This is a genomic window from Paraburkholderia tuberum STM678 (genome assembly GCF_902833905.1).
Taxonomy (GTDB): Bacteria; Pseudomonadota; Gammaproteobacteria; order Burkholderiales; family Burkholderiaceae; genus Paraburkholderia; species Paraburkholderia tuberum.
This window is the reverse complement of record NZ_CADFGP010000028.1, coordinates 68,403-84,023: the sequence shown is the minus strand read 5'-3', so window position 1 is coordinate 84,023 and position 15,621 is coordinate 68,403. Positions and strand designations below refer to the sequence as shown.

The 15,621-nt window shown below is 63.6% G+C and carries 14 protein-coding genes and 1 other RNA gene; 7 read left to right on the top strand and 8 right to left on the bottom strand.

The annotated features are described in order from the left end of the window. Positions 1–2 precede the first annotated feature (2 nt). From HWY30_RS23605 to gyrA, 6 genes are all read right to left on the bottom strand, one after another. Positions 3–944, bottom strand: coding sequence for a prephenate dehydrogenase (locus HWY30_RS23605; protein WP_176078936.1), 942 nt, complete (start codon positions 942–944; stop codon positions 3–5). A 61-nt stretch (positions 945–1,005) separates the two neighbouring features. Continuing rightward, positions 1,006–2,127 (bottom strand): histidinol-phosphate transaminase, encoded by a 1,122-nt coding sequence (gene hisC / locus HWY30_RS23600; protein ID WP_090801322.1) that lies wholly within the window; start codon positions 2,125–2,127, stop codon positions 1,006–1,008. 81 nt (positions 2,128–2,208) lie between these two features. Beyond that, positions 2,209–3,288 carry a prephenate dehydratase gene (pheA, locus tag HWY30_RS23595; RefSeq protein ID WP_090801324.1) on the bottom strand — a complete coding sequence of 360 codons (1,080 nt, stop codon included), beginning with the start codon at positions 3,286–3,288 and terminating at the stop codon, positions 2,209–2,211. A gap of 63 nt (positions 3,289–3,351) precedes the next feature. After that, on the bottom strand, positions 3,352–4,434 hold the full coding sequence (gene serC, locus HWY30_RS23590; protein WP_090801326.1) for a 3-phosphoserine/phosphohydroxythreonine transaminase: 1,083 nt from the start codon (positions 4,432–4,434) through the stop codon (positions 3,352–3,354). A gap of 206 nt (positions 4,435–4,640) precedes the next feature. Continuing rightward, a complete protein-coding gene (locus HWY30_RS23585; protein ID WP_090801328.1) occupies positions 4,641–5,246 on the bottom strand; it encodes a DUF2059 domain-containing protein in 606 nt (201 codons plus the stop codon). Between the two features lie 124 nt (positions 5,247–5,370). Next, positions 5,371–8,001, bottom strand: a complete 2,631-nt coding sequence (gene gyrA, locus HWY30_RS23580; RefSeq protein ID WP_090801329.1) for a DNA gyrase subunit A — start codon at positions 7,999–8,001, stop codon at positions 5,371–5,373. A 475-nt stretch (positions 8,002–8,476) separates the two neighbouring features. On the opposite strand from gyrA, the gene ompA reads away from it, so the two are divergent. The 5 genes from ompA (at position 8,477) to HWY30_RS23555 (ending at position 11,827) form a co-directional block, all read left to right on the top strand. After that, positions 8,477–9,124, top strand: a complete 648-nt coding sequence (gene ompA / locus HWY30_RS23575) for an outer membrane protein OmpA (protein WP_090801331.1) — start codon at positions 8,477–8,479, stop codon at positions 9,122–9,124. Between the two features lie 235 nt (positions 9,125–9,359). Continuing rightward, entirely contained in the window at positions 9,360–10,058 is a 699-nt protein-coding gene (gene ubiG, locus HWY30_RS23570) for a bifunctional 2-polyprenyl-6-hydroxyphenol methylase/3-demethylubiquinol 3-O-methyltransferase UbiG (RefSeq protein ID WP_090801333.1), read from the top strand. Positions 10,059–10,099: 41 nt separating this feature from the next. Beyond that, entirely contained in the window at positions 10,100–10,813 is a 714-nt protein-coding gene (gph, locus tag HWY30_RS23565) for a phosphoglycolate phosphatase (protein ID WP_090801335.1), read from the top strand. A 144-nt stretch (positions 10,814–10,957) separates the two neighbouring features. Continuing rightward, positions 10,958–11,327: a transfer-messenger RNA gene (gene ssrA / locus HWY30_RS23560) on the top strand. Positions 11,328–11,629: 302 nt separating this feature from the next. Beyond that, entirely contained in the window at positions 11,630–11,827 is a 198-nt protein-coding gene (locus tag HWY30_RS23555) for a COG4315 family predicted lipoprotein (protein WP_425199396.1), read from the top strand. A gap of 115 nt (positions 11,828–11,942) precedes the next feature. On the opposite strand, the gene HWY30_RS23550 is transcribed toward HWY30_RS23555, so the two are convergent. Beyond that, a complete protein-coding gene (locus tag HWY30_RS23550) occupies positions 11,943–12,209 on the bottom strand; it encodes a hypothetical protein (protein WP_018421395.1) in 267 nt (88 codons plus the stop codon). 130 nt (positions 12,210–12,339) lie between these two features. Further along, the gene (locus HWY30_RS23545) at positions 12,340–13,419 is read right to left on the bottom strand and encodes a substrate-binding domain-containing protein (protein ID WP_090801337.1); all 1,080 of its coding nucleotides are present in this window, start codon (positions 13,417–13,419) and stop codon (positions 12,340–12,342) included. Between the two features lie 134 nt (positions 13,420–13,553). Here HWY30_RS23545 and HWY30_RS23540 point away from each other — a divergent pair, with 134 nt between their 5' ends. Both HWY30_RS23540 and HWY30_RS23535 read left to right on the top strand, forming a co-directional pair. Continuing rightward, the gene (locus tag HWY30_RS23540; RefSeq protein WP_090801339.1) at positions 13,554–14,039 is read left to right on the top strand and encodes an NAD(P)H-dependent oxidoreductase subunit E; all 486 of its coding nucleotides are present in this window, start codon (positions 13,554–13,556) and stop codon (positions 14,037–14,039) included. Continuing rightward, the gene (locus tag HWY30_RS23535) at positions 14,036–15,610 is read left to right on the top strand and encodes a formate dehydrogenase beta subunit (RefSeq protein ID WP_090805417.1); all 1,575 of its coding nucleotides are present in this window, start codon (positions 14,036–14,038) and stop codon (positions 15,608–15,610) included. The genes HWY30_RS23540 and HWY30_RS23535 overlap by 4 nt, the downstream gene beginning before the upstream one ends. The last annotated feature ends 11 nt before the right edge of the window (positions 15,611–15,621 follow it).

The following is a 15,621-nucleotide window of genomic DNA, read 5'->3' as shown; positions in this document are numbered from 1 at the left end:
GGTTATTTGGACGCGTCGCTGGAGGCCACGCCAGCCGCGCGCTGCTCCTGCCACTGACTGCGCGCGACGCGCGAGCGCGCGAACACCGCTTCGAGCGCGACGCCGTCGCCGGCCTCGATCGCCGTGCGCAGGCGCGCGAGCACCGCGGTATACGCGTCGAGTTCGTCGAGCAGCGCCGCGCGATTGGCGACGCAGACGTCGCGCCACATCTCCGGACTCGACGCGGCGATGCGCGTGAAGTCGCGGAATCCGCCCGCCGCGAACGAGAACTTCAAAGCGGCGTCGGGCGAACTGAGGATTTGTTCGACGAGCGCGAACGACAGCACGTGCGGTAGATGACTGACCGACGCGAACACGCGGTCGTGCTGCTGCGGCGTCATGTCCCGCACCAAGGCGCCGGTGGCGCGCCACATCGCCGCGACGCGCTTGACCGCTTCCGGCGCGTTCTCCGGCAGCGGGCACAGCACGACGTTGCGGTTCACATACAGATCGGGCAGCGCGGCGTCGACGCCGCTCGACTCACGGCCGGCGATCGGATGGCCCGGCACGAACTGGCCGATCCGTGCACCGAGCGCCGCGCGCGCGGCGGCAACCACGTCGGACTTGGTGCTGCCCGCATCGGTGACGATCGTGTTGGCGTCGAGATGCAGCGCCATGCGTTCGAGTAGCGGCTGTGTCTGCGCGACCGGCGCCGCGAGCAGCACGAAGTCCGCGCCCGCTAGCGCGTCGCGCAGCGCGGCGTCGTCGGTGAGCGCCGCAGCGCCGTCGATCACCCCGAGCGCCAACGCGCGCTCGCTCGACGCGGACGTCCGTCCCACCCCAACCACCGTGCGTGCCCCGCCGGCCTCGCCGCGTTCGCGCAACGCGCGCGCGAGCGATCCGCCGATCAGGCCGACACCGAAAATCACCAGCTTGTTAAAAGAAAACGCGGCCACGTCGCTCACACAATACGGACAATAAGCGCGCCGCTCCTGCCGGCCGACGCGCGGGATCAAGGAGCAATGCTTACGCAGCGGCAGGCTCGGCAAGCGTCTTTTCGAGCGCCGCGAGGAACGCTCCGTTTTCCTCCGGCAGGCCGATCGTGATGCGTAGCCATTGCGGCAAACCGTAGTTGCCGACCGGTCGCACGATCACAGCCTGTTTCAGCAGCGCGAGATTCACCCGGGCGCCGGCTTCGTCGTCACCGCCGACGCGCACGAGCACGAAGTTACCTTCGGACGGCACGTATTCGAGACCGAGCTTGTCGAACGCCTCGGTCAGAAGCTTATAGCCCTGCGCGTTCAGCGCCGCGCTCTGTTCCAGAAATGCGCTGTCGTTCAGTGCCGCAATCGCCGCAGCCTGCGCGAGCGTATTGACGTTAAACGGCTGACGCAGTCGATTCAGCAGATCGGTCAAGCCGCGCTGCGCGATCGCGAAGCCGATACGCAGGCCCGCCAGGCCGAACGCCTTCGAGAAAGTGCGCGACACCAGCAGGTTCGGATAGCGGCGCACCCAGTCGATCGAGTTATAGCGCTTGTCCGCCGACAGATACTCGGTGTACGCCTCGTCGAGCACGACGACCACATGGCGCGGCACTTTGCCGAGAAACGCCTCGAGCGTAGGACCGTCGACGAACGTACCGGTCGGATTGTTCGGATTGGCGACGAACACGAGACGCGTGTCGTCGTCGATCGCGGCAAGCATCGCGTCGAGGTCGTGACCATAGTGCACGGCCGGCACGACGATCGCGCGCGCGCCGACGCCTTGCGTTGCGAGCGCATAGACCGCGAACGAATACTCCGAGAACACTACCGCCTGGCCCTTCTCGACGAACGCGTGCGCGGCGAGTTCGAGGATGTCATTGCTGCCGTTGCCGAGCGTGATCCACTCGGCCGGCACGCCGTAGCGCGCGGCGAGCGCCGCCTTCAGTTCGAAACCGTTCGAGTCCGGATAGCGGCCGAGGTCGGCGATCGCCTGCGCCATCGCGCGCTGCGCGGATTCCGGCATGCCGAGCGGATTCTCGTTCGATGCCAGCTTCACGATGCTCGCCTCGTCGAGACCAAACTCGCGGGCCACTTCCGAAATCGGCTTGCCGGCGATGTACGGCGCGATCGCACGCACATAGGAAGGGCCGAAAGACGCTGTCATGAAAATCTCCGAACGACGATGGATAGTGAAATATGCGTTCGGGCAGTGCACTTGGCGCCGCCCGGACTGCCCTGCCAGCCCTTACCGGGCGCGCGGATACGAGCCGAGTATTTTCAGGAACGCGGCCTTCTCGCCGAGCCCGGCGAGCGCGGCGGCCACGGCCGGGTCGTCGCGATGGCCTTCGACATCGATATAGAAGTAGTACTCCCACGTGCCGACGCGCGCCGGGCGCGATTCGAAACGCGTCATCGACACGCCGTGGCGCGCCAACGGCTCGAGCAGCTTGACCATCGCACCCGGTTCGTTCACGACCGACACAATCAGCGAGGTCTGGTCGTAGCCGCTCGGACCGGTCGGCTGCTTGCCGATCATCACGAAGCGTGTGCGGTTGTGCGGATCGTCCTGGATCAGCGCGTTGGTGACCTGCAGGCCGTAGTGGATCGCGGCGCGGTCGCCGGCGATGGCCGCGACGGTCGGATCTTCGGCTGCCATCCGTGCAGCTTCCGCGTTGCTCGACACCGCCTGGCGCTCGAGATGCGGCGCGTTGGTCGACAGCCAGCGCTGGCACTGCGCGAGCGCCTGGGCGTGCGCGCACACGCGCGTGACGCCGGCGAGCCCGTTTTGCGTGAGCAGGTTGTGATGAATCGGCAATGCGAGTTCGCCGCCGATGGTCAGCTGCGTTTGCAGCAGCAGATCCAGCGTGCGCGACACCGCGCCTTCGGTCGAATTCTCGACCGGCACGACGCCGTAGTCGGCGGCGCCCGCCTCGACCGAGCGGAACACTTCATCGATCGACGGGCACGGCAGCCCTTCGATCGACTGACCGAAGTACTCATGCATCGCCTGTTCGCTATAGGTGCCGACGGGCCCGAGGTACGCGGCCTTGATGGTCTTTTCGAGCGCGCGGCTTGCGGCCATGATCTCGCGCCAGATCGCGCCGATGTGTTCGTCCGCAAGCGGCCCCGCGCTCATCTCCTGCAGGCGCGCGATCACCTGCATCTCGCGCTCGGGTCGGAACACCGGTGCGTTGAAATGCTTCTTGACCTCCCCGACTTCGAGCGCGACCGACGCGCGCTGGTTCAGGAGCGCGATCAACTGCGCGTCGAGCGCGTCGATGCGATCGCGCAGAGGTTTGAGTCGTGTATTGAGTTCGTCGTCCATGCGTAAAACGGCTTTGCCGGGTAACTGCTGGAAAAGATGCGCACGCCTGCCGGTCAGTGTGACTCAGGCACTGCGCTGTTCGAATTCCTTCATGTATTCGACAAGCGCTTTGACGCCTTCGAGCGGGACGGCGTTATAAATCGACGCCCGCATGCCGCCGACGGACTTGTGGCCCTTTAGCTGCACCAATCCCCGCGCTTTCGCGCCGGACAGGAAATCTTCGTTGCGCGACTCGTCGGCGAGGAAGAACGGTACGTTCATCCGGGAGCGCGAGCCACGCTCGACCTTGTTCAGATAGAAGCTGCTCGAGTCGATCGTGTCGTACAGCAGCTTCGATTTTTCGAGGTTGCGTGCCTCCATCGCCAGGAGGCCGCCCTGCTTCTTCAACCACTTGAACACGAGCCCGGCAATATAGATCGCGTAGGTGGGCGGAGTGTTGTACATCGAATTGTTCTCGGCGACGGTCTTCCATTCGAACGCCGACGGGCAGATCGGCATCGCGCGATCGAGCATGTCCTCACGCACGATCACGACCGTCACGCCGGCCATGCCGATGTTCTTCTGCGCACCGCCGAATAGCACGCCGTATTTGGCGATGTCCATCGGGCGCGACAGGATATGCGACGACGCGTCCGCGACGAGCGGAGTATCGCCGAGGTCGGGAATCTCGAAGGTTTCGACGCCGTGAATGGTCTCGTTGGTGCACAAGTGCACGTAAGCCGGATCGTCCGACAGCTGCCATTCCGAGCGCGCCGGCGCGCGGGTGAAGCCCTCGGCTGTCTTGCCGGTCGCGGCGAGATGCACGCTGCCGTATTTCTGCGCTTCCTTGAACGATTTCTCCGACCACGCGCCGGTGATGACGAAATCCGCGCGCGGTTTCGAGCCGAGCAGGTTCATCGGCACGATCGCGTTTTCGCCGAGTCCGCCGCCCTGCAGAAACAGGATACGGTGGCTTGCCGGCACCTGCAGCAACTCGCGCAGATCGGTCAGCGCTTCCTCGTGGATCAACATGAATTCCTTGCCGCGATGGCTCATTTCCATCACGCTCATACCACTGCCTCGCCAATTCAGCATCTCGTCGGCTGCCTGGCGCAGCACTTCTTCGGGCATGGCCGCCGGGCCGGCGGAGAAATTAAAGACGCGCATGTGAGGTCCTGGAAGCGGGCGCGAAATAACGAAGTCGCGCGGGAATCGGCGAAAAGAACTGCGAAATGGCTCGCCGAAAAAGAAAATGGTCGTCTGCGCCAGTGCGCAAACGACCATTATCGCATTGTCGCCGCCAACCCGCCACGCCGGGTGGCCCAGTGGGCGCGACGACAGGCCGGCTGATCAGCGCAGCCTGCGAGCGGAATTTACTTGGCAGCCGGCTTGACCGATGCGACTTCCTTGTCGGCCTGCTCACGCGTTGCCTTGATCGATTCCGGCATGTACTTCTGCATCAGACCGTTCACGACGTCGCGGCCAACCTGGTCTTGCACCTGGATGAACTTGCGACCGGTCGGGCTCTTGTAGAACGTGGTCAGATCCTTGATTTCCGACGTGCTGTAGTACTTTGCGTACGCGTCGTACTGAGATTGCATCGCGTCCTGACGGAAAGAGTCGGTCGCGAACACCTGGCCCGCGCTGTCCACCAGCTTCGGCACCGCGTTCTTTTGCAGCGTCGGCACGGCGGCCTGCTTCTGCTTGTCCGTCATCGTCTTGTTCTCGGTCAGCGCGTCCGACAGGATTGCCGGAACGAGCTGCTTGGCCTGCATCTGCGCGCTGTTGCCGATTGCGCCAACCAGCTTCTGCGCATCGATGGCGTCGAGCAGCTCCTTGATGGCAGCTTGCTTGGCCGGATCAACCGGTGCTGCTGCGGCAGCCGGAGCCGCAGGCGCCTGGTTCTGCAGCGCTTGAGCCATGGCGAAGGTCGGCACGATGGCAGCCAGCAACATCAGTTGTTTGAATCGTTTTTGCATCACTACTCCCTAAGAGAAATTAACTTGAACTGCACGCCACACGGGAAAGCGTACCGGCCCGATACGCGGTGACCCGCAGCGTAGCTTCAACGTATTAACTGAGACTGAAAGCCGCTGGCACGGATCAAGCCGCGCCGCCGCCCTCACCGCCGTTATCACCTTCAGCGGAGCCGTCGGAATCGCTTTCCGACTCGCCCTCGGCCTCCGCTACCTGTTGCAGACCGGACAGCTTGGTCCCTTCGTCAAGGCTGATGAGTGTAACACCTTGCGTTGCGCGTCCCATTTCGCGAATTTCCGACACGCGCGTGCGAATCAGCACGCCCGTCGTGGTAATCAGCATGATCTGCGCTTCCGGGTCCACCAGCGTCGCGGCAACGACCTTGCCGTTACGCTCCGACGTCTGGATTGCGATCATGCCCTTCGTGCCGCGGCCGTGACGCGTGTACTCGGTGATTGGGGTGCGCTTGCCGTAGCCGTTCTCGGTTGCGGTGAGCACCGACTGCTGCTCGTCGTCGGCCACCAGCAACGCGATCACGTTCTGGCCGTCCTCGAGTTGCATGCCGCGCACGCCGCGCGCCTCGCGGCCCATTGGACGCACGTCGTTTTCGTCGAAGCGCACTGCCTTGCCCGAATCCGAGAACAGCATCACGTCGTGCTGGCCGTCGGTGATCGCGGCGCCGATCAGGTAATCGCCCTCATCGAGACCGACCGCAATAATACCCTTGCGCAACGGCCGGCTAAATGCTTCCAGCGGCGTCTTTTTTACCGTTCCCAACGCGGTCGCCATGAACACGAACTTGTCGGCCGAGAACTCCTTGACCGGCAGCACGACCGTGATCTTTTCGCCTTCTTGCAGCGGGAACATATTGACGATCGGCCGGCCGCGCGAATTGCGCGAACCCTGCGGCACTTCGTAGACCTTGACCCAGTACACACGGCCGCGGTTCGAGAAGCACAGGATGTGGTCGTGCGTATTGGCAATGAACAGCGTGTCGATCCAGTCGTCTTCCTTCATGGAAGTGGCCTGCTTGCCACGACCACCGCGCTTCTGGGCTCGATATTCGGACAACGGTTGCGATTTCACGTAGCCCGCGTGCGACATCGTCACGACCATTTCCTGCGGCGTGATCAGGTCTTCGGTGTTCAGCTCGGTCGCGTTCAACTCGATCTTCGAGCGACGCGCATCGCCGAATTCGGCCTTGATGGACGTGAGTTCGTCGACGATGATCGCCGAAATGCGTTCCGGGCGAGCCAGAATGTCCAGCAGGTCAGCGATCTGCGCCATCACGTCGCGGTATTCGCCGATGATCTTGTCTTGCTCGAGACCGGTCAGTCGCTGCAGGCGCATCTGCAGGATTTCCTGCGCCTGCGTATCGGACAGACGGTAAAGGCCGTCGGTCTGCATGCCGAACGACGGGTTCAGTCCCTCCGGACGATAAGCTTCGCGACCGCCCGCCGACGCGTTTTCCGACTCGGCGCGTGACAGCATTTCGCGCACGAGCGACGAATCCCACGCGCGCGACATCAGCTCCTGCTTGGCGATCGGCGGTGTCGGCGCGGCCTTGATGAGCGCGATGAATTCGTCGATGTTCGCGAGCGCAACCGCGAGACCTTCGAGCACGTGACCACGTTCGCGCGCCTTGCGCAGTTCGTAGACGGTGCGCCGCGTCAGCACTTCCCGGCGATGCGACAGGAAGCACGTCAGCATTTCCTTCACATTCAGGAGCTTCGGCTGGCCGTCGACGAGCGCGACCATGTTCATACCGAACGTGTCCTGAAGCTGGGTCGCCTTGTACAGATTGTTCAGCACGACCTCGGGCACTTCGCCGCGCTTCAGCTCGATCACGACGCGCATCCCGCTCTTGTCGGATTCGTCGCGGATGTCGGAAATGCCTTCGAGCTTCTTCTCGTTGACGAGCTCGGCGATGCGCTCGAGCAGCGAGCGCTTGTTCACCTGATAGGGCAGCTCGTCGACAATGATCGCCATGCGCTGGCCACGGTCGATTTCCTCGAAGTGCGTCAGCGCGCGCATCACGACGCGGCCGCGGCCGGTGCGATAGCCGTCGCGCACGCCGGCCACGCCGTAGATGATGCCGGCGGTCGGGAAGTCGGGCGCGGGGATGATCTCGATCAGCTCGTCGATCGTCGCTTCCGGGTTCTTCAGCAGATGCTGACACGCGTCGACGACTTCATTGAGGTTGTGCGGCGGGATATTGGTCGCCATGCCGACCGCGATGCCGGACGAACCATTGATCAGCAGATTAGGGATGCGCGCGGGCAGGATGGCCGGCTCGTTCTCGCTGCCGTCGTAGTTCGGCGCGAAGTCGACCGTTTCCTTGTCAATGTCGGCCAGCAGTTCGTGGCCGATCTTCGCCATGCGGATTTCGGTGTAACGCATCGCCGCGGCATTGTCGCCGTCGACGGAACCGAAGTTCCCCTGGCCGTCGACGAGCATGTAGCGCAGCGAGAAGTCCTGCGCCATCCGTACGATCGTGTCGTAGACAGCGGTGTCGCCGTGCGGATGGTATTTACCGATGACGTCGCCGACGATACGCGCCGACTTCTTGTAGGCGCGGTTCCAGTCGTTGTTCAGCTCGTGCATCGCGAACAGCACGCGCCGGTGCACCGGCTTCAGGCCATCGCGGACATCGGGAAGCGCTCGCCCTACGATCACGCTCATCGCGTAATCGAGATACGAACGGCGCATTTCCTCCTCAAGGGAGATTGGCAGAGTCTCTTTGGCGAATTGATCCATTATCCGTATCTTTTACGTGCGAAGGCGGGGTTTCGCCGCTTCTTCGCGTAAGCATTGCAGGCGCAACGCATCACGCGATTCTAACATGCCACGAATCCACGCCCGACGAAGGTACGTATACATATTAGAGGGCCACCCGCCAACACCTCGCCGATCGCACAATTTCAGTCTCGTCAGGCTCGATTCCTGCATGGGACCAATTCGCCGCTCAGCCAGAGCCGGCGGACCGCTCAGACGAAAACATTTGTTGCGCATGCACCACAATTGGAGGGGGATTTGATCGGGGGCGGATTTTTTTTTCGTCGGAAGGGAACGATATGGCAAAATGCCAACGCACAAAGAGTCAGACACTGCTCGAAGTCTACACAAACGGTTTTTGTTCCGCACCAATGTTATACTTCGAGCAATGTATGACTGGTCTTCGTCAACAGGCTCGCAGTAAACCTGCGGTAATCTCAATTTCGAGAGGAGAAATATGAATAAACTTTCAAAGCTCGCGTTCATTGCAGCTACCGCAGTTATGGCTGCATCCGCCATGGCGCAGTCGGTGCCGGCGTCGCGACAAGCTACCAACGACAACTGGGTGAATGGTACTGGCGAATACGTGTGGATGAACGGCACGAACGAGCTTTGCTGGCGCGATGCATTCTGGACGCCCGCAACGGCTAACGCCAAGTGCGACGGCGCTCTGGTTGCTCAGGCTCCGACCCCGCCGGCACCGGTCCCTCCGCCTCCGGCTATCTCCAGCGAAAAGATTACGTATCAAGCTGATGCGCTGTTCGACTTCGACAAGGCAATCCTGAAGCCGGCCGGCAAGGAACGTCTGAGCGAACTGGCATCGAAGATCCAGGGCATCAACCTCGAAGTCGTCGTCGCTACGGGCCACACCGACCGTATCGGTTCCGTCGCCTACAACGACCGTCTGTCGCTGCGTCGTGCTCAAGCTGTGAAGGCCTTCCTGGTCAGCAAGGGCGTCGAAGCCAACCGTATCTATACGGAAGGCAAGGGTCCGCGCAACCCGGTTACCACCGGTTGCAACCAGAAGAACCGCAAGCAACTCATCGCCTGCCTCGCACCGGACCGCCGCGTGGAAGTCGAAGTTGTCGGTACGCCGAAGCAGTAAGCTGGAAAATTACCGCAGTATCGAAAGCCCCGCTTCGGCGGGGCTTTTTTTATGCGCGGGTACCGCGGCCTGGCGTGATGCGCGACGCAGGAGGGTCCCGCTCAGCTACCAGCGGCTCGCAGCTTGCATCAGCGCCCGCTACCCGACGCGCTTTTGCCGCTCTTTCTCTCGCCCTATATACTCAGGGTTTATCCTCGAGCGTCCGCTCACCGCTTTCATCGAGGCAGCCTTCACCATGACCAACGCCGATCCTCACGAACTACAGAAATTCAGCGACCTCGCGCATCGTTGGTGGGACCCGAACGCCGAATTCAAGCCGCTGCACGAACTGAATCCGATTCGTCTAAGCTGGATCGACGCCCACGCCCATCTCGCCGGCAAAAATGTGCTCGATATCGGCTGCGGCGGCGGCATCCTGTCGGAATCGATGGCAGGTTTGGGCGCTCATGTGAAGGGCATCGATCTGTCGACGCAGGCACTCGGTGTCGCCGATCTTCACAGTCTTGAAAGCGGTGTAACCGTCGATTACGAAGAAATCGCGGCTGAGGCGCTGGCCGCACGCGAACCGGGCACCTATGACGTGGTCACCTGCATGGAAATGCTCGAGCACGTGCCCAGGCCGGCCGCGATCGTCGAGGCCTGCAAGAATCTCGTGAAGCCGGGCGGCTGGGTGTTTTTCTCCACGCTGAACCGCAATGTCAAGTCGTATCTGTTCGCGGTGATCGGCGCCGAATACATCGCGCGAATGCTGCCGATGGGAACGCACGACTACGCGCGCTTCATCCGCCCGTCGGAGCTCGCCGGCTTCGTGCGCGCCGCCGAACTGCGCACGGCGGACATCAAGGGCATCGTGTACAACCCGCTCAGCAAGCTTTTCGCGCTGTCGTCCGACACGAGCGTCAACTATATGCTCGCCTGTCGCCGCGACGCCTGAATTACCCGAACCGCCCCGATCCGCCGTATCCAAAACGAACAATGAGCGACCCGACTCCCCTGCCGCAACGCGAAGACAACGACGACACGCTCGGCTTTTGCCTCGCCGTGCTTTTCGACCTCGACGGCACGCTTGCCGACACGGCGCCCGACCTCGCGGCCGCCGTCAACAAGATGCGCCACGACCGGGGGCTCAAGATGGTGCCGCTCGAGAAGCTGCGCCCGCTGGCTTCAGCCGGAGCGCGCGGACTGATCTGCGGGGCGTTCGGCATCGGGCCCGATCATCACGAATTCGCATCGATGCGCGAGGAGTTTCTCGCGAACTACGAAGCAGATCTGTGCATCGAGACGACGCTCTTTCCGGGTATCGCGGAAGTGCTCGACGAACTCGACGCGCGCGGCGTGCGCTGGGGCATCGTCACGAACAAGGTCGCGCGGCTCACCGAGCCGCTCGTCGCGCAACTCGGGCTCGAGGAGCGCGCCGGCTGCGTGGTGAGCGGCGACACGACCCCGCATTCGAAGCCGCACCCCGCGCCGTTGCTGCACGCGGCGCGTGAGCTGGACATCGCGCCGGAGCGCGTCGTCTATATCGGCGACGATCTGCGCGACGTGCAGGCCGGTTTTGCCGCCGGCATGAAGACCGTCGCCGCGGCGTACGGCTATTGCGGCAACGACATTCCGCCGACCCGGTGGCACGCGCAACACGTCGTAGAATCGACGGCCGAGTTGCAAACCCTGCTGCGCGACATCGGCTGACAAAGTCAGACAGATCGGCTGAAGGGCCCGTCCCGCACTCCTGTTAGCCATGTTGCACCATTCAGCAGCCACCAAAGACGCACGACGCGGCCCTCGATCTATTGTAAAATCTCCTTTGGCTCACATATGTGAGCAACGAACCGCGGGGGCGACCTGGTTTCGACAGGGGTTGCGAAGCGGCTAGGGCATGTCGAGGACCCGTCACCTCGTTAATCAATGGGAAAAACGTAACTGCAAACGACGATACGTTCGCACTGGCAGCCTAAGGGCCGCCGTCCTCTGCCTAGTTCACTGACGGGCTAGTGTCGCAAGACCGGTAGCAATACCGACAGAGGTCATATACGTCAGTTAAGCCTTGGCGGCGTCACGACGTCCGGGTCGAAAATTTAGTGAATCGCCGTAGCGCAGCGTGTTCGTCCGCGTCGCTGCGGTTAAATCAAAAGACAGAACTAAACATGTAGAACTGGTCGTAGAGGACTTCTGGACGCGGGTTCGATTCCCGCCGCCTCCACCAAATACCTGGAACGTTCGCGATGAACGGCCCCAAAAAACCCCGGTAGCGTAACGCTGCCGGGGTTTTTTATTTTCGGCACCGTCCGCGACGCTTTGCGGGCCGGCCACACGTCTCCCCTTCACTCAGCGGGGACGCCAACACGCCCCGGTAAATCCGCGGCCGCTGCCTAGACTCGTAGCTCGAAGCGAGTCGTCACTCGTCAACCACGCCGCCAAAACAGGAGCCTGCGTCATGCGCAAGACCATCGCTCTGCTGGCCCCGCTCGCACTCGCCGTGCTACACGCCGGTGCCTTCCGCCCAAACTGTCCGACGGCCGCTTCGTCACCGCCGACGGCATGACGCTCTACACGTTCGACAAGGACACCACGCCCGGCGTCAGCGCCTGCACCGGCGGCTGCATGAGCAACTGGCCGGCGGCCACGGCGGCGCCGACCGACAAGCAGGCGGGCGATGCAAAGGGGGACGGCTTCAAGGAAATCTGGCACATCGCCAGGCCATAAGAAGCCACTCCGGCCGGCAACTGGGCCGCCATCGCCCCCGCCACAAAGCACAACGCCGACCCAAGGGCCGGCGTTGCGTCAAACCTCGAAGCTCGAGCGAAGCCCGAGCCAATTCTTATTCGTCTTTCGGGCACTGCAGATTGCAGCCATTCGGATCGCCCATATCGCCGCGCTTGCGCGCCTGCGAACGTCGGCCGTGCTGATACTTGTCCGACGGGGCGGACGCGGCGAACGGCATCTGCGGATGCTCGTTAATGCGGAATTCGTCGGTCAGGATGCCACCCGGCACGCCAGGCGAATTTTGCGCGTAAGCGACGGAGACGGTGGCACAGAGCACACCAGCCGCGGCAGCGGCGGCACATGCATGGAGAAGAGCTTTCATGTCGGTTCAGCGCGGCTTGGCGCGCGGTAAAGGCGGATACGAAGCCAAGAGAGTAGCCGAAACCGGCGCGCTACGCAGCCGCGCACGCCGAGCGCCACCGCTTTTCTGGTTACAGGCTCTTACTCCGCCGTTACGCGAGCGCGCCGCCGAGCCCCTCGTCCAGATCGACGAGCCTGCCGCAGTCGCACGGATCGTAGCCGGCGAGCTGCTCGACGCGTTGATGAAACGCGCTGCCGCGCAACAGGTTGATCACCGTCGCGAGCGGCGCGCGACAGAGGTGCGCGCGATCGCACGCGAAGTAATAGTCCTCGTCGACGATCGGAATGAAGTCGAGCCCGAAATGATGCGCGGCCGGTTCGACGCCGAAGCCTATGTCCGCCATGCCGCTCGCGACGAACGCAGCGATCGCCGAGTGCGTCAGCTCGGTCGACGCATAGCCGTTGACGCGGTCCGGGTCCACACCGACCTGTCGCAGCGCGAGATCGAGCACCATCCGCGTACCCGAGCCCGGCTGGCGGTTGACGAAACGGATGTCGTCGCGCGCCAGATCGGCGAGCCCGCCGATCCGCTTCGGATTGCCCTTGCCGATGAACAGACCCTGCTTGCGTCGGGTCAGATGCACGAGCACATGGCGTTGCGGATCGAACCAGCGCCGGTAGGTATCGGCGCACACCGCGCGGAACTCGCCGAGCGGCAGATGAAAGCCCGCCAGATCGCACTCGCCGCGCGCGAGCGCACTAACCGCCTCGGCGCTGTCGCGGTACTTGATCTCGACCGGCAGATCGTTGGCGACCAGCGCCGTGACAAGCGCGGCCACCGCGTAACCGTGCGACGCGTGGATGCGCACGTCATCGGCGGGGGGCGCAAGCCAGCGGTTCAGATCGCTCGCCACTTCGCTCGCGAGCGCCTGCAAATTGCCGTCGAGCCGCTCGCCGCAGAGCCGCTGCCCGCGCAGCACCGCGTGACCGAGGTCGGACAACACCGAGCCGCGCCCACGCTCTTTCGCGATCAGAGGACCACCAAACCGCTCCTCGATGCTGCGCAGCAAGCCCCATGCGTGCCGATAGGACAAACCCTTAAGCGCCGCGGCCTGCGCAATGCTGCCAGATTCATCGACGAGCGCGAGCAGCGGCACCACGTCAGACAGGCTGGCCTCGCGGCCATCCGCGCCCTTCACCACCAGCTCGACCTGACATTCGATCCTGACCATATATGCTTGACCGTTTCCTATTGCGCGCGCCGGTCGGCCCGCCTATCTTTCGGCTATACCATATCGAATAAGCGAAGCATACGTGCATGCATTATGAATAACAAGTGCATATATCGCTTCGGAGGAGCCCCCCTTTGGACGATTCTCTCGCCACGGCGCCGGATCAGCTCGTGCAACGTCACGCGCAGCCGGGCCGCACACTCATCACGATCCTGCACGCGATCCAGGACGAACTCGGCTTTGTGCCACCCGCGGCGGTCGGACCGCTCGCCCGCGCGCTGAACCTGTCGCGAGCGGAAGTGCACGGCGTCATCACTTACTACCATCACTTTCGCACCTCGCCTGCAGCGCCCGTCACGGTGCAGCTTTGCCGCGCCGAAGCGTGCCGCAGCATGGGCACCGAGGCGCTTGCCCAGCACATCGAGGCGCACACCGGATGCCGCTTCGACGCCGGTCACGATGACGGCGCAACGGTGGAACTCGAATCGGTGTACTGCCTCGGCCAATGCGCGCTGTCGCCGGCGATGATGCTCAACGGCACGCTGCACGCGCGCGTGTCGCCGCAAAAATTCGACGCGCTGTTCGCCGCTGCCCGCAAATGCGTGGAGGTGCCGGCATGACGCGCATCTATGTTCCGCGAGATTCGTCGGCGCTCGCGCTCGGCGCCGATGCGCTGGCCGAAGCCATCGCCAGCGAAGCCGCGCGCCGCGGCATTGCGATCGAACTGATCCGCAACGGTTCGCGCGGGTTGCTGTGGCTCGAACCGCTCGTCGAAGTTGCGACGCCCGAAGGCCGCATCGGCTATGCGAATGTCGACGTGGAAGACGTCGCCGCGTTGTTCGACGCGGGCTTCGTCGACGGCGGCGAGCATGCGCGGCGCGTCGGCGTGATCGACGAGATTCCGTATCTGAAGAAGCAGCAGCGCCTGACCTTCGCGCGGATCGGCATCACCGACCCGCTGTCCATCGACGATTACGTCGCGCACGGCGGCCTTGAAGGCCTACGCAACGCCCTGCAAACCGACGGCGATGCCGCCTGCGAAGCGCTGATCGAATCCGGTCTGCGCGGCCGCGGCGGCGCAGCCTTCCCGGCCGGCATCAAGTGGCGCACGGTGCGCGGCGCGAAAGCCGCGCAGAAGTACGTCGTCTGCAATGCCGACGAAGGCGATTCCGGCACCTTCTCCGATCGTCTCGTGATGGAAAGCGATCCGTACGTGCTCATCGAAGGCATGATCATCGCCGGCGTCGTGACCGGCGCGACCGTCGGCTACATCTATGTGCGCAGCGAATACCCGCACTCGATCGCGACGCTCGAAGCTGCCATCGCCCGTGCGCGCACAGCCGGCTGGCTCGGCGACAGCGTGCTCTCGAGCGGGCAGCGTTTCGAGCTGTTCGTCGCGAAAGGCGCGGGCTCGTATGTGTGCGGCGAGGAAACCGCGATGCTGGAATCGCTCGAAGGCAAGCGCGGCATCGTCCGCGCAAAGCCGCCGGTGCCCGCACTCGTGGGTCTCTATGGCCAGCCCACCGTGATCAACAACGCGATCACGCTCGCCACCGTGCCGATCATCTTCGCGCGCGGCGCCGCGTTCTATAAAGACTTCGGCATGGGCCGCTCGCGTGGCACGCTGCCGTTCCAACTGGCCGGCAACATCAAGCGAGGCGGCCTCGTCGAACTCGCGTTCGGCGTGACCTTGCGCCAACTGCTCGACGACTTCGGCGGCGGCACCGCGAGCGGCCGGCCGGCGCGCGCGGTGCAGGTCGGCGGTCCGCTCGGCACCTATCTGCCGCCAAGCCAGTGGGACATTCCGATGGACTACGAGGCGTATGCGGCGATCGGCGCGGTGATCGGCCACGGCGGTCTCGTCGTGCATGACGACACCTCGAATCTTGCCGAGCTCGCGCAATACGCGATGCACTTCTGCGCGCTCGAATCGTGCGGCAAATGCACACCGTGCCGGATCGGCTCGACGCGCGGCGTCGAGGTGATCGCGCGGATTCGCAACGGCGACACGTCGACGCGTCAGGTGCAATTGCTGCGCGATCTGTGCGACACGATGGTAGCCGGCTCGCTGTGCGCGATGGGCGGCATGACGCCCTATCCGGTGCTGTCCGCGCTCGATCATTTCCCTGAAGACTTCGGTCTCGCCGCCGATCCCACTGCCGACCACGCCACCAAAGCGGCCGCGGCCTGACTCCAGGAGTT